Source organism: Thermoactinomyces sp. CICC 10523, assembly GCF_016055105.1.
Lineage (GTDB): Bacteria > Bacillota > Bacilli > Thermoactinomycetales > Thermoactinomycetaceae > Thermoactinomyces_A > Thermoactinomyces_A daqus.
The window spans coordinates 120,384-137,794 of the sequence record NZ_JAECVX010000007.1; the positions used below are offsets into that span (position 1 = coordinate 120,384).

Below are 17,411 nucleotides of genomic sequence, written 5' to 3' on the forward strand. Positions count from 1 at the left end.
TTTACGTTGCCATCATATCTTAACATCAAGAGGAAAATTACCGCCCTGTGTCGTTCGCCGATTGGGGCGGCGATTTCTTTCTTCGAATGAACTGAATCCCATTCAGACGGGTCCTTTTTTGTTTGCTCTGTTTTTGAACAGAGGAAATCAACCAGCCCGGCCCAGAGGCAGAAGGCAGGAATGAATCTTTCTGCCGAAGTTAATATTTTTCTTGTCAGCGTGTTTCTATATAATAGATAGAAAGGTAGATTTTCATCTGCTCCATTTTCATTTTTCATTTGTCTGGGAGGAAGGCAAAAATTGGATGATGTTGCCAGTAGTCTGATACGTTTGTTTTTCGTTGTCCTGCTCGTCTTATTAAACGGTTTTTTTGTGGCGGCTGAATTTGCGATCGTCAAAGTGAGATCAACCAGGATCGCACAGATTGAGAACCGGAGGGGGAGAGTGGCGCAACGGGTTCTGGCCAATCTCGATGCCTATCTGTCGGCTACCCAACTGGGGATTACGCTTGCTTCCCTGGGGCTCGGGTGGATCGGAGAACCGGCCGTCGCCAAACTGATTTCGCCGGTGTTGGCGTATGTGGGCGCCCCGGATTGGCTTATTCATACAATTGCGATTGCGATGGGTTTTTCCATTATTACCTTTATGCATATTGTGCTTGGGGAAATGGCGCCGAAGTCGATCGCGATTCGCCAAGCGGAATCGATTACCCTGTGGACCGCAGTCCCGCTTCATTTATTTTACCGCTTGTTCAAACCGTTTATTTTCATTCTGAATTACAGTGCCAACCTGGCATTAAAAGCGTTTGGCATCGAATTCAACGAAACGCAGCAGGCACATACGGAAGAGGAGATTCGCATGTTGATCGCACAGAGCCACAAAAGCGGTGTGATCGACCAAACAGAGTTGACATTGTTTGATAATGTCTTCGATTTTACGGAACGGGTCGCCCGTGAAGTGATGGTTCCGCGGGTAAAGATGGAGTGTTTGTTTCAGGATAATACGTTTGAGGAGAACTTTAATATTATTAAGAACAGCTATCATACCCGCTTTCCGCTGTGCGGGCGTGACAAGGATGATATACAAGGGATTATTCACATACGGGATGTTTACAATAAATTATCTGAAGGGAAAACACCGAACCTGAAAGAGCTGGCTCGCCCGGTGACGGTTGTTCCGGAAACGATGGAATTGAAGGATATTTTGGTCAACCTGCAAAAGAACCGGGGAGGGATGGCCATCGTCGTCGATGAGTACGGAGGAACGGCGGGCCTGGTGACAACAGAGGATATCATCGAGGAGATTTTCGGGGAAATCCAGGACGAATTTGATAATGAAAAACCGCAGTTCCAGAAGCGAGGGGAGAATACTTCCATTGATTCGCGCCTGCTGATCGAAGATGTGAATGAGTATTTTGATATCAATATAGAAGATCCCGATAATGACACCATCGGAGGATGGCTCTTTTCCGCATTGGGCAAAGTCCCGGAAGTGGGGGACCAAGTGCCCTATGACGGATGGATGTTTACAGTGGAGGAGATGGATCAGTTGCGCATTTCGCGCATTTTCGTTTCTCCGCATCTGACCCGGAACGAGGAGAGCGAGGAAAAGCTGTCGCTGCCGCGATAGATTGATTGGATATATAGGGGGACGATTTGGTCGTCTCCTTCTTTTTATGGTCTTGTAAAAGAAATAAACTCAGGTGTTGGGACCTGAGTCTGCATCAATGAGATTGATGAAAGGAGATTAGCTGCTGGGAGGATCCGCAACAAAACAGCTGTACATCCGGGTCACCTCTTTTAATTTTACTGCTGCCATTTTCGCTTTAAATCATTGTACTCTAAATGCTGAGTTATTTTCAATATAAAGGGTATATTGCTATTGATATAAATATTTTATTAGTTCGTTCCAGTTGAACGATTTGTGTTAAGTAAAAAATATTTTCATAAAAGCTGTGGCCGGGGGGATATAATAGACCGTTAATTCCGTATTTAATGAGAATTTTTATTTTCAATTTTTCATAAAGGGGATTTTGATTCGGGGGTAATATAAAAGAGAATCAACAGCCTGGTTCAAAGAAAGACAGCCAACCATTGGCAGAACGTAAATTTTGAGTGGCGAAATTTGTCCACACCGCGCATTTTCACCGGGTTTCACGGGGAGGAGAGCGATGGTAGGCCAGCGAAATAACCGGAAGGTTCATTGACAAATTTTCGTGGAGTTGTATTATTGAAGAAAGGCCATTTGTTTCATTGGGGAAAGTGTTAATAAAATCAACAGATTTAAAATGATTTGTAACACTGTTTTAAAACAGAACTCATAATTAGTTATAACAGTGAAACGCTTTCACGACCGCTGATACTTATACTGATTGAGGTGAGTAAAACCATGGCCAAAACCAAACAGCGTGAAAAGGGGTATGGAAACGCAGAGGTTCGCCTTGAGCGGATCGAGCCGTTTTCCATCCTGTCGGTAGAAGGGAAAGTAATCAACAAGGATCAAATGCCGAGGCTGAGTGATGAACAGCTTCGGGAATTGATGAGAAGAATGGTCTTTACCCGTGTATGGGATCAACGTGCCGTAGGATTGGCGCGGCAAGGACGGCTGGGCTTCTATGCTCCGGTTTCCGGACAGGAAGCAACCATGATCGGCAGTGAGTTTGCGCTGAACAAAGATGACTACATCCTGCCGGGTTACCGTGACATTCCGCAGCTCTACTGGCATGGTTATCCGATGTATCAGGCGTTTCTGTGGTCGCGTGGCCATCAGCACGGAGGAGAAATCCCGGAAGATGTTCATGTCCTGATGCCGCAAATCATCATCGGGGCGCAATACGTGCAAACCTCCGGTGTGGCAATGGGGCTGAAACGCCGTGGCAAGAAACAGGTGGTCATTACCTTTACCGGTGACGGCGGAAGCTCGCAAGGTGATTTCTACGAAGCGATGAACTTTGCCGGCGTTTACAAATTGCCTGCCATTTTTGTCGTGCAAAATAACCGTTATGCCATTTCCACACCGTTCTCCAAACAGACGGCGGCGGAAACCGTTGCCCAAAAAGGTGTCGCCGCAGGAATCCGCAGCATCCAAGTGGATGGCTTTGACGTATTGGCTGTGTACAAAGCGGTGGCCGATGCCGCTGAACGCGCGCGCAACGGAGAAGGCCCGACCTTGATCGAGGCACTCAACTACCGTCTTGGACCTCACTCGATGTCCGGGGATGACCCGACCCGTTACCGTTCCAAAGATGAACCTTCTGAGTACGATGAACGGGAACCGTTGGTACGTTTCCGCCGCTTCCTTGAAGCAAAAGGCCTGTGGACGGAACAAGATGAAGAAAGTGCGATTGAAGAAGCAAAACAAGCAGTGGCGGATGCGGCGAAGAAAGCGGATAAATTTGAGAAAATGACCATTGCCGGCCTGATCGACAGCATGTACGAAATCACGCCTCCGCATCTGGAAAAACAGAAAGCAGAGTATACGAAGGAGGGCAAATAAACCATGCCAAAGATGACAATGGTAAAAGCAATCAACGATGCCCTGCGCGTGGAATTAAAACGGGATCCGAACGTGCTCGTATTCGGTGAAGACGTAGGGGTTAACGGGGGTGTGTTCCGCGTTACCGACGGCTTGGCCAAAGAGTTCGGGGAAGACCGTGTGTTTGACACTCCTTTGGCTGAGTCTGGAATCGGCGGTTTGGCCATCGGTTTGGCTACCCAGGGATTCCGTCCTGTTGCGGAAATCCAATTCATCGGTTTTATTTTTGAAGCGATGGATTCCATCTGTGTCCAAGCTCCGCGGATGCGTTACCGTTCCGGCGGCCGTTACCAAGCACCAATCGTATTCCGCGCTCCGTTTGGTGCCGGGGTGAAACCACCGGAACTTCACGGGGACAGCTTGGAAGGTTATCTCACGCAAACACCGGGATTGAAAGTCGTTTGCCCGTCCAATCCATATGATGCCAAAGGATTGCTGATTTCGGCCATTCGTGACAACGATCCCGTTTTCTTCCTCGAACATCTGAAATTGTATTTCTCTCTCAAGGATGAAGTGCCGGAAGGAGAATACACTGTTCCGATCGGGAAAGCAAACGTGGTTCGCGAAGGTTCCGATGTGACCATCATCACCTACGGCGCCATGGTTCACACCTCTTTGAAAGCCGCTGAAATTGCGGAAAAAGAAAGAGGAGCCAAAGTGGAAGTAATCGACCTGCGGACGCTCAGCCCGCTCGATACCGAAACCATTATCAACTCGGTTGAAAAAACCGGCCGTGCGATCGTTGTGCAGGAAGCTCCGCGCAGTACCGGTATTGCTGCCGAAGTGATTGCGCAAATTAATGAAAATGCCATTTTGAAACTGGATGCACCGGTCAAACGCGTTGCTCCGCCGGATACGGTCCTCGCCTTCCCGCTGATTGAGGAAGAGTGGATTCCGGATGCTTCCCGCGTTGTGAAAGGCATCTACGAAGTTCTTGATTTTTAATGATTTGTCTTCCCATGACGGCTGTGTAGTTCGGGCGGACACAGTCTATCCGCGGTGACTTCCGGTTTGGTCACCGCCTCCTTTTGCCCGATGATCTGAAGTTAGAACAGGAGGAACTATCGTGGCAGCATATCAGTTTAAGTTGCCGGATGTGGGTGAAGGGATCCACGAAGGCGAAATCGTGAAGTTGCATGTCAAAGAAGGCGATCGGATTCAAGAATTCGATATTTTTGCCGAAGTTCAAACCGATAAGGCGGTAGTGGAAATTCCCTCCCCGGTGACAGGGGTTGTGAAAGAGATTAAAGTAAAAGAAGGCGAGATCGCCTTGGTTCATTCCACCATCGCCGTCATTGATGCCGAAGGTGTAGCAGAAGAAGAGGCTGCCGGGGAACAAGCGGCAGAATCGGTTGAAACGAAAGAGGAAAAACCGGCAGAAGCGAAACAGGAAGCACAAGCGGAAGCGCCTGCCGCCAAACGCGGCAATGTGAGCGCCATGCCGTCCGTTCGCAAACTGGCGCGTGAACTGGGTGTTGACATTACACAAGTGACAGGTTCCGGCAAAAACGGGCGGATTTTGGCCGAAGACGTCAAACGCTTTGCCGAGGGAGGCGCGGTTCAACCGGCTACAGAGCAAAAAGCGGAAGCACCGGCTCCGGAAGTGCCCGCGGCAGCACCTGCGCAAAAAACACCGATCGAAACGACCGGAAACGAGGAACGGATTCCGCTCAAAGGCATTCGCCGCACGATTGCCACGCGCATGGTCGAGAGCAAACATACGGCTCCGCATGTTACCCTGATGGACGAATTCGATGTAACCGAACTGATCGAATTGCGCAAATGGGGCAAATCCGTTGCTCAAGAGCGCAACATCAAACTTACTTATCTACCGTTCTTCATCAAAGCGGTCGTGGCCGCCCTGCGTGAGTTCCCGACTCTGAATGCATCCATTGACGATGAAAAACAGGAGATTGTGATCAAACATTACTATCATATCGGCTTGGCCACGGCAACGGACAATGGCCTTATGGTTCCTGTCATTCGCGATGCCGACCGCAAATCGATGTTTGATCTGGCCAAAGAAATTGCCGACAAGGCTGCACGCGGCCGCGAAATGAAGCTGGATCCGAGTGAACTGAAAGGCAGCACCTTCACCATTTCCAGCCTCGGCGGTTTTGGCGGTGAATTCTTCACACCGATCATCAATTATCCTGAAGTTGCGATTCTCGGTATCGGGGCAATCAAAGAGAAACCGGTTGTTCACAATGGCGAAATTGCCGTTCGTTCCATCCTGCATGTATCTTTGAGCTTTGACCATCGCCTGATCGACGGGGATGTTGCTGCACGGTTTATCGGACGTTTGAAACAAGTCTTGGAAAGCCCGAAATTGTTAATGATGGAGATGTGATAACATGGTAGTGGGAGATCTTGCTCAAGAAGTAGATGTTCTCGTCATCGGCGCGGGCCCCGGCGGATATGTGGCCGCCATTCGCGCCGCCCAATTGGGACGTTCCGTTGCAATCGTGGATAAAGGAAATCTCGGGGGCGTTTGTCTCAATCGCGGATGTATTCCCTCCAAAGCGATCATCTCGGCTTCTGAACGGTATACCGGGATCAAGGAAGCGGGCGAAATGGGGATCGAAGTTTCCGGCGATGTGACCGTCAATATGCCCAAACTGATGGAATGGAAAAACGGAGTGGTGAAAAAGCTGACCGGCGGCGTAAAATCGCTCCTCAAAGGAAACAAAGTGGAGATTTTAAGCGGTGAAGCATTTTTCAGCGGTCCCAATTCCGTTCGTGTCGTAACCGACGATTCCAGCCAAACCTATAAATTCAACGATGTGATCATCGCGACCGGTTCCCGTCCGGCTGAGCTGAAAATCCTGCCGTTTGACGGCAAACGGATTCTCTCCTCGACGGAAGCACTCAATCTGCAAGAAGTGCCGAAGCGTCTGATCGTGGTCGGCGGCGGTTATATCGGATTGGAACTGGGGACGGCTTATGCCAAACTGGGTGCGGAAGTAACCATTCTCGAAGGAACCAAATCTCTCCTTCCGGGAACCGACCCGATGCTGACCAAAGTTGTCAGCCGCAAATTGAAAAAAACCGGTGTGAACGTCATTACCGAAGCGATGGTGCAAGGCGGCGAAAACACGGGCGATGAAGTTGTCGTTCGTGCGCAGGTGAACGGGGAAGAACAAACGTTTACCGCTGACTATTGCCTTGTTGCCGTTGGCCGCAAACCCAACACCAATGAGCTCGGTCTGGAATATGCGGGTGTCGAACTGGATGAGCGCGGATTTATCAAAATCGATAACCAATGCCGCACCAATGTGGAACACATCTATGCCATCGGTGACTGCGCAGGCGGTGCGCTGCTGGCCCACAAAGCGAGCTACGAAGGCAAAATTGCCGCCGAAGCGATTGCCGGGCTCAACAGCGTCATCGATTATCAGGCCATGCCGTTTGTTATCTTCAGTGATCCTGAAATCGCCTATACCGGCTTGACCGAAGCGCAAGCGAAAGAACAAGGTTATAACCCGGTTGTCAGCCGGTTTGCCTTCCAAGCCAACGGACGCGCGTTGTCCATGAATCATGCCGAAGGTTTTGTACAAATCGTTGCTGATTCCGAAACCAAACAAGTACTGGGTGTACAAATGGTTGGTCCGGAAGTTTCCTCGTTGCTCGGCGAAGCAGTATTTGCCGTGGAAATGGGAGCAAATGCCGAAGATCTGGCCCTCACCATCCACGCGCATCCGACCTTGCCGGAAACGATTATGGAAGCAGCGGAAGGCATTCTTGGACATGCGATTCATATGGTAAATAAATAATTTCTTGCAACCCCCCTTAAAACGCTTTTTGAGCATTAAGGGGGGTTGTTTTGTGGAAATATGACAGAAATTTAAAAATAATCTTTCTGCTGTCTGATTTGCCTCCGATTCATAATATAATAGTCGTGTAGTTTGCATGATGACCGCAGTGCTTTTTTATTGCAAGAAGACGAAAGAGCTTTTATCAGGAGCATGCAAATTTTAACAAAAATTATTATTTTAAATTTCGTTAAATTGAAGGAATTTTAAGGGGTTACATGGAAATGATTAAATCCCTCTTTTATAAGTGGCTGCAACCGATCATCGTGATGAGGAGAATGGGGGAGAATGCGTTTGTCACAGGGATGACAGCGTGTTTAAGGAGGCATGGGTTGATGAAAATGGGCGATATCATTCCGGCGTTGAAAAAGATGAATGTCAGTCTTAAGCATGAAAAACCGGGTGATATGACAAACGGGCAGCTTCATGCCGTTTTTCGGATTGTGGGCGAAATTCTGGGAGATCAACCGACGGTTACGATCGAAGATGAAGAAGCGTGGATGAAATATAAAAACAATTTTTTAACGCGGCGGGTGTTGCACGCCTGGGCGAAAGCCCGGTTTAAAATTTATTTGAATTCAACATCTGCAACAGAGAAAACAGAAATTATGGCTGAATTGTTTGAACAGATCAAGCCGGTGCTTTTTAAGTGTTTTATTGAAGAGTACGGGGTGGAAGGGCTGCCGTTAAATCCGCTGACCTTCCGTGCCTTTGTATGGAATCAGGCGTACATTGCCAGGAAGTTTCATTGTTATAAAGATGAACAATACTGGAATGAAATGATAGACATGATCGATACGCTGAAAGAAGAGTGTTTTGCCGACCGGTGGAAAAATATTTATTTAAGCGATGTGTGAACTGGGGAGGGAGAAGATGAAAACCTCAATTCAGATTGAAGTGCGGCCAACGGAAATCGATGTGATGGGGCACGTCAATAATGCAAAATATCTGGAATACATGGAATGGAGCCGTGAGGATTGGTATAACTGTACGGGATTGCCTTTTGACGTGTTTACGGAAATGGGAGTGGGGACCGTTACCGTCAATATCAATATCAACTATCGGAAAGAAGCGAAACTGGGGCAGAAACTGACGATCTCCACGGAGCCGATTCGCAAGGGGCGCACCAGTTTTGTATTGAAGCACGAAATCTATAACGAGCAGAACCAGCTGGTGGCTGATGCGGAAGTGACATGTTGTACCATCGACCTGAAAGCGCGCAAATCCGTTCCGCTCCCCAAAGAACTGGCGGCACACTTTGCCTAGCGGAGCGGGGTACATACTTTTGCGGTGAAAGTGGCTGTGCAGACAAGTCATGGATTGTCAAGAAGACAGCGGGCAAGAAGTGGGACGCTGCTTTATGCCCGCTGCCTTCTCTTATTTTTGCCGCAGATCGCGCAGTTCTTCCAGGATGCCTTCGATCTCCATCATGGTCAGCTTTCCCTGCTTTTTTTCAATCAACTCATAGATCTCACGGATTTCCTCATATTGACCGAGATTGAAATCGTTTGGGTTGATCAGAGCGGCATTGACCAACTTGAGCTTCGCTTTGATCTCATTGATGAGATATTCCAGATTGGCCTCGGTTGCCTTTTCCAAATTCACCGTTTCCATCCTCTCTTTGTATGACATTCCTTATTATTGTAACGAAAAAAGGCCGAAAAACCCAGTATGATCGCAGCAATGCTCCGAAAGGCCGGGTGTTTGAGGAATGTGACTTCCTGCGCCCCGGCAGCATTATCCGGCTATTTTTTTAACAATTGTTGCTTGACCAGCGCCAAGCATTCACGCGCTTTGTGATAGGGAACGAACAGAACCTTCGAGTGAACGGGAGAAGGATCGGCCTTGATCCCGAACCATTTGGCATACTGCAAAGCGCGGTACATATGGTAATCGTGTGTGATGACCGTGATGGATGCAAAGGGTTTCTGCTTCAGAATGGCGGCGGAGTATTGCATGTTTTCCTTGGTGTTGGTCGATCGCTTTTCAAGAATGATCCGGCTGCCCGGAACCCCGTGGGCAACCAGGAATTGTTTCATGCTTTCCGCTTCCGTTATTCCTTCCTCTTCCGGTCCTCCGGATAAGAGAAGATAATCCACTTTTCCTTGTTGGTACAGCATGATGGCCGTTTGGCAGCGCTCCTTTAAAGCGGGGCTTGGCTTGCCATCCCACAGTGCGGCACCCAGTACAATACCGAGCTGATAATGGCCCGTTCCGGGTTGGACATCATCATAGCGCGAGACGCAATTCCAGAATACGGCTACGGGGAGGAGGATCAGGAGCGCCATCAAGGCGGTCGCGAATAAGATCCACTTTTTAAACTGCATGGTTTCTCTTTCCTTTTGCGGAGAAATTGATCTTCTGTTTACCTTCATTCAAAAGGGCATTCCGGCATGGATGGCGGGTGTGGATGAAAGATGGAAAATTTCCCGTTTTCCGGATTGAGGTCGATGATGACCCCGTCCAGCCATTCCCGCTCATCGCCGCGCCAGACAAAGGGGACGCCGTTGACAGAAACGGTTTCCATGCGCGCGTCAGCCTCGGTTATTTCCAAGGCGAACGAAAGGCTGTTGCAACCGGTGGTGAGCGGAATAATGCGAACAGCCAGGGAATGGCCGCCGGATTTTTTTTCTTCATAAAGAAGCAGATGCAGTTTGGCCGCGGCGCGGGGGCTGAGATTGATGTTCATGATTTCATCTCCGTCCAGTGAAATTCCAACGGTTCCGAGCAGAGTTCACAAAGAAATATATCAAAAAACAAGGGGTCTGAAAAGAAAGGCATGACCCGGCCTGCATTCGAGTCTGCGTCATTGCGCTAAATCACTAATACAGTCGCTTGCTCCTTGTTTTTATTCAATGTTAATGTAAAAACGAGAAGTTGTTAAATTAAAAAATTTTATTTTTATCTGTCGCCTTGGTATTTAGCCGGTCGTGAAATATCATTTGCCTTTATCGTTCCGAAAGTTCTAAACCGATGTCAGAAGGGGGACGGGCTATGCGTGACTGGAGCCGGGAAGTGATTCGTGCACCCCGGGGAACGAAGCTGACGGCCAAAGGATGGATTCAGGAAGCGGCACTGCGAATGCTCATGAACAACCTTGATCCGGATGTGGCCGAAAAGCCGCAGGATCTGGTCGTTTATGGCGGCATCGGCAAAGCGGCGCGCAACTGGGAGGCATTTGCGGCGATTGTGGATACGCTGACCAGACTGGAAGATGATGAAACGCTGTTGGTCCAATCCGGCAAACCGGTTGCGGTGTTCCGAACGCACCGGGATGCGCCGCGGGTGCTGTTGGCCAATTCCAATCTCGTTCCGGCCTGGGCAAACTGGGAGACGTTCCGCGAACTGGAGCAAAAAGGGTTGATCATGTTCGGGCAGATGACGGCGGGAAGCTGGATCTATATCGGAACACAAGGAATTTTACAGGGAACGTATGAAACATTTGCCGAAGCGGCCCGGCAACACTTTGGCGGTTCGTTGCGGGGAACCGTCACCGTGACGGCAGGACTCGGCGGAATGGGCGGGGCTCAGCCGCTGGCGGTGACCATGAACGGCGGAGTGATCATCGCTGTTGAATGTGACCCCGCACGGATCGAGCGCCGTTTGGCTACCAGGTATCTGGATATGAAAACGGATTCGCTGGATGAAGCGTTGCAATTGGCCCAAGCGGCAAAACGCGAGGGGCGTCCGCTCTCCATCGGATTGTGTGCCAATGCGGCTGAAATCCTTCCCGAGATGGTCCGGCGCGGATTTATTCCTGATCTGGTCACGGATCAAACTTCGGCGCATGACCCGTTAAACGGCTACCTCCCGGAAGGAATGACTCTGGAAGAAGGGGACCGCTTGCGAGAGATCGATCCCGATGCGTATGTGAAGGCGGCCAAGGCGAGCATGGCCAGGCATGTAATGGCGATGCTGGACATGCAAAAACGCGGCGCTGTCGCTTTCGACTACGGTAATAATATCCGGCAAATGGCTTATGAGGAAGGGGTGAAGGAAGCGTTTAACTTCCCCGGATTTGTGCCGGCTTTCATCCGTCCGCTGTTCTGTGAAGGCAAAGGGCCCTTCCGCTGGGTTGCCCTGTCGGGGGATCCCGAGGACATTTATAAAACGGATGAAGTGATCCTGCGCGAATTTGCCGACAATCAGCATCTGGTGCGCTGGATCAAACTGGCGCAGGAAAAAGTGCAGTTTCAGGGGCTGCCGTCCCGCATTTGCTGGCTCGGCTACGGGGAACGGGCAAAATTCGGGCGCATTATTAATGACATGGTCGCTTCCGGGGAGATTAAAGCACCGATCGTGATCGGGCGTGATCACCTCGATTGCGGATCGGTCGCTTCGCCCAACCGGGAGACGGAAGGGATGAAAGATGGCAGCGATGCCGTTGCCGATTGGCCACTGCTCAACGCCATGATCAATGCCGTCGGCGGAGCCAGTTGGGTTTCCCTGCATCATGGCGGGGGCGTCGGAATGGGTTATTCAATCCATGCAGGCATGGTGATCGTGGCCGACGGAACACCGGAAGCGGGCAAACGGCTGGAACGGGTGCTGACCACCGATCCGGGCATGGGCATTGTCCGCCATGTGGACGCCGGTTATGAACGGGCGATCCGGACAGCGAAAAAACACGGGATTCAGATTCCGATGATGGAGTGAGGAACGATGAACCGATGGCTGATTCACGGCGCGAGCCAGCTCCTCACCTTGAAGGGGGCCAGCGACCGGCCGAAGCGCGGCAAGCAGATGTCCGAATTGGGCATCATAGAGCAGGGCAGTCTGGCCATTGAAAATGAGCGGATTCTCGCGGTTGGCAGCAGGGAAGAGGTGGAGCGGGAGGTCCGATTGCGCTGGGGCGGGCTTGACGGGGTCCGGGTGCTGAATGCCGCCGGCAAAGTGGTGATGCCGGGATTGATCGACCCCCACACGCATCTGGTCTTTGCCGGAACGAGGGAATATGAGCTGGAGATGAGGTTAAACGGCCGCACCTATTTGGAAATTTTGCAAGCAGGAGGCGGCATTCTGGCCACCACGGCCATGACGAGAAGCGCGACGGAAGAGGAACTGACGGAACAGACGCTGAAGCGGTTGGATCGCTTTTTGCTCCACGGTGTCACCACGGTTGAAGCAAAAAGCGGCTACGGGCTGACGCTGCAGGATGAGTTGAAACAATTGCGCGTGGCCAGGCGGGTTCATGAGGAACATCCGGTCGATGTTGTTCCCACTTTTATGGGAGCCCACGCGATTCCAGAGGAATATAAGCATGATCCCGAAGAATATGTGCGCCTGGTGATCGGGGAAATGATCCCCCGTGTTGCCGGGGAAGGTTTGGCGGAGTTTTGTGATGTTTTTTGTGAGAAGGGTGTTTTTTCGCTTGAGCAAACGGAACGCATTTTAACGGAGGCCAAAAGGTGGGGATTGGTGCCGAAATTGCATGCCGATGAGCTGGAACCGATGGGTGGCGCTGAATTGGCCGCGCGGATCGGAGCGATTTCCGCAGACCATCTGCTGAAGGTTTCCGATCGCGGGATTCGCGCCATGGCGGAAGCGGGGGTCGTCGCCGTTCTGCTGCCGGGCACCGCTTTTTTCCTGATGGCTCCCTGTGCCCGGGCTCGCGACATGCTGGAAGCGGGTGTGCCGGTTGCGCTTTCCACCGATTTTAATCCCGGTTCATCACCGACGGTTTCGCTGCCGGTCATCATGAATCTGGCTTGTTTAAACATGAAGATGACGCCGGCCGAAGTGATTGCCGCTGCGACGATCAACAGCGCCCACGCCATCGGCAAAGCGGGAGAGATCGGCAGTCTTGAGCCGGGCAAACAAGCGGATATTTTGATCCTGGATGCTCCGAACTACGCCCATCTTTCTTATCACTACGGAGTGAATTTGACTGATTCGGTCTTTAAAAAAGGGGAATTGGTTGTGCAGGGAGGGAGACGATGCGATCTGCCCATCTGAATCCGCCGCCGTTCATCCATCAAACGGGTGGAAGCGATCCCTTTGATCCCAAGGTGAGCGGTTGGATTTTGCCGTGGGATGGCAAAGAGGAAATGGATGTAGGGTTTATCGGGGTTCCGCTTTCGCGTTCCTCGATCAGCGCTTCTGCCGCCAGTGAAGCGCCGATGGCCGTCAGACAGAGCTGGCGCAGTTTTTCCACCTACGATGTGGATCACGATGTAGACCTGTTTCCGCTTAAGGTGCGGGATCTTGGCGACATTCGCATGCATGTGACGGATATTTCGCTGTGCCACCGCCACATTGAACAAGGGATGAAAGACGTCTATGAGGCGACTGCCCGTTTTCCTGATTTTCTGCCGGTGATCATGGGCGGGGATCACTCGATTACCTGCCCGTCCGTGAAAGCTTTTGCGCAGTTTCATTCGGGAAAAAAGATCGGGCTGTTGCAGTTTGACACCCATTTTGATGTGCGGAGCCTGGAGAGCGGGGGGCCGAGTAATGGCACGCCGATTCGCGGATTGATCGAGTCAAGTACGATTCAGGGGGAAAACATTGTGCAGATCGGCATTCACGGTTTTGCCAACGCAGCGGTTTACCGGCGATATGTCGATGAGCAGGGGATTGTCTTTTTTACCATGCGCGAAGTGCGCAGCCGGGGTCTTTCAGCAATTATGGAAGAGGCGGTTTCCCGGTTGAAGGAAAAGGTTGATCTGATCTATGTGACCGTGGATATCGACGTGCTGGATCTTTCCTTTCTGCCGGGATCTCCGGGCCCTTCCCCGGGCGGAATGTTCTCATGGGAGATGTTCGAAGCGGTGCATCGGTTGGGAAAGGAAGAACAGGTAAAAGCACTTGATCTTGTCTGCCTCGATCCGTTTCGCGATGTGGCCGGAGTTTCGGTAAAAACGGCGATGCACACGATTTTATCCTTCCTGTCCGGGGTTTGTCTGCGGCGGAGAGGGGTAGAAGACAGCCTGTGAGTCAGCTTCTCACAGGCTGTTTGTTTATTCCTGATTGGCATATTTTCGCAAGAGGTATTTCAATGTTTTGCCCATGCTGTTTTTCGGCAGCTCGTCAATAAACTCCACGTCATATAACTTGTAATCGGCCAGGTGTTTGCGCGCATGGGCGAGGATCTTGTCCGCCGTGATTAAGGCCCCTTCCTTTAACACAACATAGGCGCGCGGCAATTCTCCCCAGACCGGATGCTTCACACCGACAACGGCCACATCGCTGATTTCCTCCAACTGCATGAGGATGCTTTCCACTTCGGCCGGAAAAACTTTTTCACCGCTGCAGATGATCATATCACGCAGGCGATCGATGATATACAAAAATCCGTCTTCGTCCAATTTGCCGACATCTTTTGTGTAATACCAGCCGCCATGAATCACTTTTTGCGATTCCTCGTTGTTCTTCCAATAGCCGAGAAATACCTGTTCCCCGCGGACAACCACTTCACCGTACTCTCCCGGCGGCAGTTCTTCGCCAGTAACAGGATCGAGAATCTTGATTTCCGTTAAATAAAGTCCTTTTCCCACTGAATGGCATTTATCCAATCCCATGTTGGGCATCCAGTATGTAATCGCACCCGTAAATTCCGTTGCCCCGTAAACCTGATTGATGGAATAGCCCAATTCGTACATACCCTTGATCAGATGGGGCGGCACCAGTGATCCGCCGCAGACGATGCTCCTGAGCGAGGTGGTGTCGCGGTTGCAGCTTTTGGCTGTTTCCAGCATATAAGTCAGCATGGACGGGACGGACATCATGCCGGTGATTTTTTCGGCTTCGACCAGATCCCAGAGCTGAACCGGATTAAATTGGGGAGCCAGAATTAATGTCATGCCGCGAATGATCGCATTGATAATAAACATCATTCCGCTGATATGAAACAGAGGCGTGACAAACAGAAAACGGTCGGCCAATCGCAAATCCAGCGTATTGATATTGGCAAGTCCGGCGGCATAAATATTTTTGTGCGAGCAGACGACGCCTTTTGGTTTTCCGGTCGTCCCGGAGGTATAGATGATTATGGCCGGGTCATATTCCTCAACCGGGAGGTTTGGCTCCGTGTCGGGATAGTAAGAAAGCAAGTCGGCAAAGGAGTCATGGTTTTCATCCCGGTATATGCGGATCGCTTCTTCCAGTTCCGGCAGGTTGCCGATCTCTGCGATTGCCTGCTGAAACGCATGATCAAAAAACAGCAATTTTGCCCCGGAGTCCTGCAAAATCCATCCGATCTCGGCCGGCTTTAACCGCCAGTTGATCGGGACGGCAATCGCACCGATTTTTGCCGCAGCCAGGAAAATGAGGGGAAAAGGATAATCATTGGACAAGAGAAAAGCGATTCTGTCTCCTTTTCTCACATTGCGCTGCAACAGGAAATTCGCCAGGCGGTTGACGAGGGAAGCATATTCTTTATAAGTGATTCGTTTTCCGGCAGAGACGACTGCTTCAAGATTAGGAGTCAAATAAGTTCGACTGCGCAAAAGTTCACCGAGCGTATTCATGAATGGCCTCCATTTAAAATTTGATGAAGTAAGGGGAGGATGTTTGGATCGAGTAATATAATTTAAAATAAATATTTTATGAAATGATCCAAATCCTCTTTTCATAATAAAGAAGGAAAGCGGTTATTTCAATCTTGTGAATAAGGGAAGCGATGCGAAAGATCGCTCTTGTCAATGAAGGTGAATCTCTTCGGAATCATATGGAATTTAATCCTTGAGACATTGCTGACCAAGCATTTGCGGTTGATCGTGTATGTATGAGAAACGGTGTCCGCTTCGGGAAAAAAGTGAACGGACAGGCGTCGTCCGGGGAGAATTCATCGGAATGGCTTGTTTCCCTTCAAAGGGAACTCATGGTAAGATAGAGAAGAATTCATGAAATAGGAGGCTGGTTGTGATGGCAGTAGAACGTCATGGAGCCGTGACATTTAAAGGCAACCCGGTTACCCTCATCGGCCCGGAGCTCAAAGTGGGCGATCAAGCACCGAACTTCACCGTATTGGCGAATGATCTTTCTCCGGTCACCCTGGAGGACAGCAAAGGGCAGGTTCGCATCATCAGCGTGGTTCCTTCCCTGGACACAGGCGTCTGTGATCTGCAAACCCGCCGTTTTAACGAAGAAGCCGCCAAATTGGACGGAGTGAAAGTTCTTACGGTCAGCGTTGACCTTCCATTTGCACAAAAACGCTGGTGCGGTGCAGCCGGAGTGGAAAATGTGCAAACGCTCTCCGACCATCGTGATCTTTCGTTCGGCACGGCCTACGGGGTGGCAATCAAAGAATTGCGCTTGTTGACCCGGGCTGTTTTCGTTGTCGACCAAAATGACAAGGTGGTTTATGTTGAATACGTAAAAGAAGCAACCAACCATCCTGACTACGAAGCACCTGTTCTTGCCGCCAAAAAAGCGCTGGGTCAATAAGTTACATAAAGCGGGAGAATGATTTATGCGCATAAAGGAAGGGGACCCTGTAACAGATGAGGGTCCCCTTTTTAAATCTTGAAAACAAAGGAAGTGAGCGATTTGCAACGTCAGCCTGAACCGCGATTGTTCATTGCCGTTTCCCTGCCTGCCGGACTGAAACGGATGCTGGCAGACTGGTGTGAAAAACAGAGCGAAACTTGGGCTTTCGGCAAATGGGTGAATCAGGAAGACTATCATATCACCCTGAAATTTTTGGGCAATTGCACTCCGCGGCAAATCAGGGAAATAACGGAGGAACTGCGCGGACTGGCAGCGGTTGCTTCCCCCTTTTCCCTGACGCTTGCGGGACTGGGAACGTTTGGCCGCCCTGCCTCACCGCGAATTTTGTGGGCCGGGGTCAGCGGGGATTTGCCGGCTTTGACATCGCTTGAACAAAAGATCGGAAACAGACTGGCTCCGCTTGGCTTTCCCCGCGAAGAGCGCCCATACCGCCCGCATGTGACATTGGCGCGAAAATGCCAAATGCATGATTTTCCGGCCCCGGAACTGTTACAGGCGGCATGGCCGGAGAGACTGACGCAGACTTGGATCGTCCGGGAATTGATCCTGTATGAAACGAAATTGGGAAAACAGCCCATGTATCACGCAATGGCCCGTTTCCCATTCCGCTGATCG

16 protein-coding genes are annotated in these 17,411 nt (G+C 50.6%); 12 read left to right on the forward strand and 4 right to left on the reverse strand.

Annotation, left to right across the window (positions count from 1 at the left end; translation table 11 throughout):
- Positions 1–300 precede the first annotated feature (300 nt).
- From I8U19_RS10585 to I8U19_RS10615, 7 genes are all read left to right on the forward strand, one after another.
- Positions 301–1,629 carry a hemolysin family protein gene (locus I8U19_RS10585; RefSeq protein WP_232330913.1) on the forward strand — a complete coding sequence of 443 codons (1,329 nt, stop codon included), beginning with the start codon at positions 301–303 and terminating at the stop codon, positions 1,627–1,629.
- Between the two features lie 759 nt (positions 1,630–2,388).
- Complete coding sequence (pdhA, locus tag I8U19_RS10590) at positions 2,389–3,495, forward strand: pyruvate dehydrogenase (acetyl-transferring) E1 component subunit alpha (protein WP_198055875.1); 1,107 nt, start codon at positions 2,389–2,391, stop codon at positions 3,493–3,495.
- Positions 3,496–3,498: 3 nt separating this feature from the next.
- On the forward strand, positions 3,499–4,479 hold the full coding sequence (locus I8U19_RS10595) for an alpha-ketoacid dehydrogenase subunit beta (protein WP_033100116.1): 981 nt from the start codon (positions 3,499–3,501) through the stop codon (positions 4,477–4,479).
- 121 nt (positions 4,480–4,600) lie between these two features.
- A complete protein-coding gene (locus I8U19_RS10600) occupies positions 4,601–5,884 on the forward strand; it encodes a dihydrolipoamide acetyltransferase family protein (RefSeq protein ID WP_198055876.1) in 1,284 nt (427 codons plus the stop codon).
- Between the two features lie 4 nt (positions 5,885–5,888).
- Positions 5,889–7,307 (forward strand): dihydrolipoyl dehydrogenase, encoded by a 1,419-nt coding sequence (gene lpdA / locus I8U19_RS10605; RefSeq protein WP_198055877.1) that lies wholly within the window; start codon positions 5,889–5,891, stop codon positions 7,305–7,307.
- A gap of 263 nt (positions 7,308–7,570) precedes the next feature.
- Entirely contained in the window at positions 7,571–8,203 is a 633-nt protein-coding gene (locus I8U19_RS10610) for a hypothetical protein (protein WP_198055878.1), read from the forward strand.
- 16 nt (positions 8,204–8,219) lie between these two features.
- On the forward strand, positions 8,220–8,612 hold the full coding sequence (locus I8U19_RS10615; protein WP_033100120.1) for an acyl-CoA thioesterase: 393 nt from the start codon (positions 8,220–8,222) through the stop codon (positions 8,610–8,612).
- A gap of 111 nt (positions 8,613–8,723) precedes the next feature.
- Here the strand turns inward: I8U19_RS10615 and I8U19_RS10620 are convergent, their stop codons facing one another.
- From I8U19_RS10620 to I8U19_RS10630, 3 genes are all read right to left on the reverse strand, one after another.
- A complete protein-coding gene (locus I8U19_RS10620) occupies positions 8,724–8,951 on the reverse strand; it encodes a DUF1128 domain-containing protein (RefSeq protein WP_160173818.1) in 228 nt (75 codons plus the stop codon).
- A 140-nt stretch (positions 8,952–9,091) separates the two neighbouring features.
- Positions 9,092–9,673 (reverse strand): YdcF family protein, encoded by a 582-nt coding sequence (locus I8U19_RS10625; RefSeq protein WP_198055879.1) that lies wholly within the window; start codon positions 9,671–9,673, stop codon positions 9,092–9,094.
- A gap of 44 nt (positions 9,674–9,717) precedes the next feature.
- Positions 9,718–10,035 carry an iron-sulfur cluster biosynthesis family protein gene (locus I8U19_RS10630; RefSeq protein WP_052154035.1) on the reverse strand — a complete coding sequence of 106 codons (318 nt, stop codon included), beginning with the start codon at positions 10,033–10,035 and terminating at the stop codon, positions 9,718–9,720.
- Positions 10,036–10,340: 305 nt separating this feature from the next.
- On the opposite strand from I8U19_RS10630, the gene hutU reads away from it, so the two are divergent.
- The 3 genes from hutU to I8U19_RS10645 are packed head-to-tail and all read left to right on the forward strand — an operon-like array spanning position 10,341 to position 14,281.
- Positions 10,341–12,002 (forward strand): urocanate hydratase, encoded by a 1,662-nt coding sequence (gene hutU, locus I8U19_RS10635; RefSeq protein WP_198055880.1) that lies wholly within the window; start codon positions 10,341–10,343, stop codon positions 12,000–12,002.
- Positions 12,003–12,008: 6 nt separating this feature from the next.
- Entirely contained in the window at positions 12,009–13,301 is a 1,293-nt protein-coding gene (gene hutI / locus I8U19_RS10640) for an imidazolonepropionase (protein ID WP_198055881.1), read from the forward strand.
- Positions 13,283–14,281, forward strand: coding sequence for an agmatinase family protein (locus I8U19_RS10645; protein ID WP_198055882.1), 999 nt, complete (start codon positions 13,283–13,285; stop codon positions 14,279–14,281). The genes hutI and I8U19_RS10645 overlap by 19 nt, the downstream gene beginning before the upstream one ends.
- Before the next feature lie 24 nt (positions 14,282–14,305).
- Here the strand turns inward: I8U19_RS10645 and I8U19_RS10650 are convergent, their stop codons facing one another.
- Entirely contained in the window at positions 14,306–15,814 is a 1,509-nt protein-coding gene (locus I8U19_RS10650; protein ID WP_198055883.1) for a class I adenylate-forming enzyme family protein, read from the reverse strand.
- 397 nt (positions 15,815–16,211) lie between these two features.
- Between I8U19_RS10650 and tpx the strand changes: the two genes are divergently transcribed.
- The gene (gene tpx / locus I8U19_RS10655; RefSeq protein ID WP_033100126.1) at positions 16,212–16,733 is read left to right on the forward strand and encodes a thiol peroxidase; all 522 of its coding nucleotides are present in this window, start codon (positions 16,212–16,214) and stop codon (positions 16,731–16,733) included.
- Between the two features lie 102 nt (positions 16,734–16,835).
- Entirely contained in the window at positions 16,836–17,408 is a 573-nt protein-coding gene (gene thpR / locus I8U19_RS10660) for an RNA 2',3'-cyclic phosphodiesterase (RefSeq protein ID WP_152568491.1), read from the forward strand.
- The last annotated feature ends 3 nt before the right edge of the window (positions 17,409–17,411 follow it).

Excerpts from the sequence above, each read along its gene's own strand:
- tpx (WP_033100126.1), top strand. The coding sequence starts at position 16,212 with ATGGCAGTAGAACGTCATGGAGCCGTGACATTTAAAGGCAACCCGGTT.
- I8U19_RS10615 (WP_033100120.1), top strand. The coding sequence starts at position 8,220 with ATGAAAACCTCAATTCAGATTGAAGTGCGGCCAACGGAAATCGATGTG.
- I8U19_RS10625 (WP_198055879.1), bottom strand. The coding sequence starts at position 9,673 with ATGCAGTTTAAAAAGTGGATCTTATTCGCGACCGCCTTGATGGCGCTC.
- I8U19_RS10610 (WP_198055878.1), top strand. The coding sequence starts at position 7,571 with ATGATTAAATCCCTCTTTTATAAGTGGCTGCAACCGATCATCGTGATG.
- hutU (WP_198055880.1), top strand. The coding sequence starts at position 10,341 with ATGCGTGACTGGAGCCGGGAAGTGATTCGTGCACCCCGGGGAACGAAG.
- I8U19_RS10650 (WP_198055883.1), bottom strand. The coding sequence starts at position 15,814 with ATGAATACGCTCGGTGAACTTTTGCGCAGTCGAACTTATTTGACTCCT.
- I8U19_RS10595 (WP_033100116.1), top strand. The coding sequence starts at position 3,499 with ATGCCAAAGATGACAATGGTAAAAGCAATCAACGATGCCCTGCGCGTG.
- lpdA (WP_198055877.1), top strand. The coding sequence starts at position 5,889 with ATGGTAGTGGGAGATCTTGCTCAAGAAGTAGATGTTCTCGTCATCGGC.
- hutI (WP_198055881.1), top strand. The coding sequence starts at position 12,009 with ATGAACCGATGGCTGATTCACGGCGCGAGCCAGCTCCTCACCTTGAAG.
- pdhA (WP_198055875.1), top strand. The coding sequence starts at position 2,389 with ATGGCCAAAACCAAACAGCGTGAAAAGGGGTATGGAAACGCAGAGGTT.
- I8U19_RS10645 (WP_198055882.1), top strand. The coding sequence starts at position 13,283 with ATGCGATCTGCCCATCTGAATCCGCCGCCGTTCATCCATCAAACGGGT.
- I8U19_RS10630 (WP_052154035.1), bottom strand. The coding sequence starts at position 10,035 with ATGAACATCAATCTCAGCCCCCGCGCCGCGGCCAAACTGCATCTGCTT.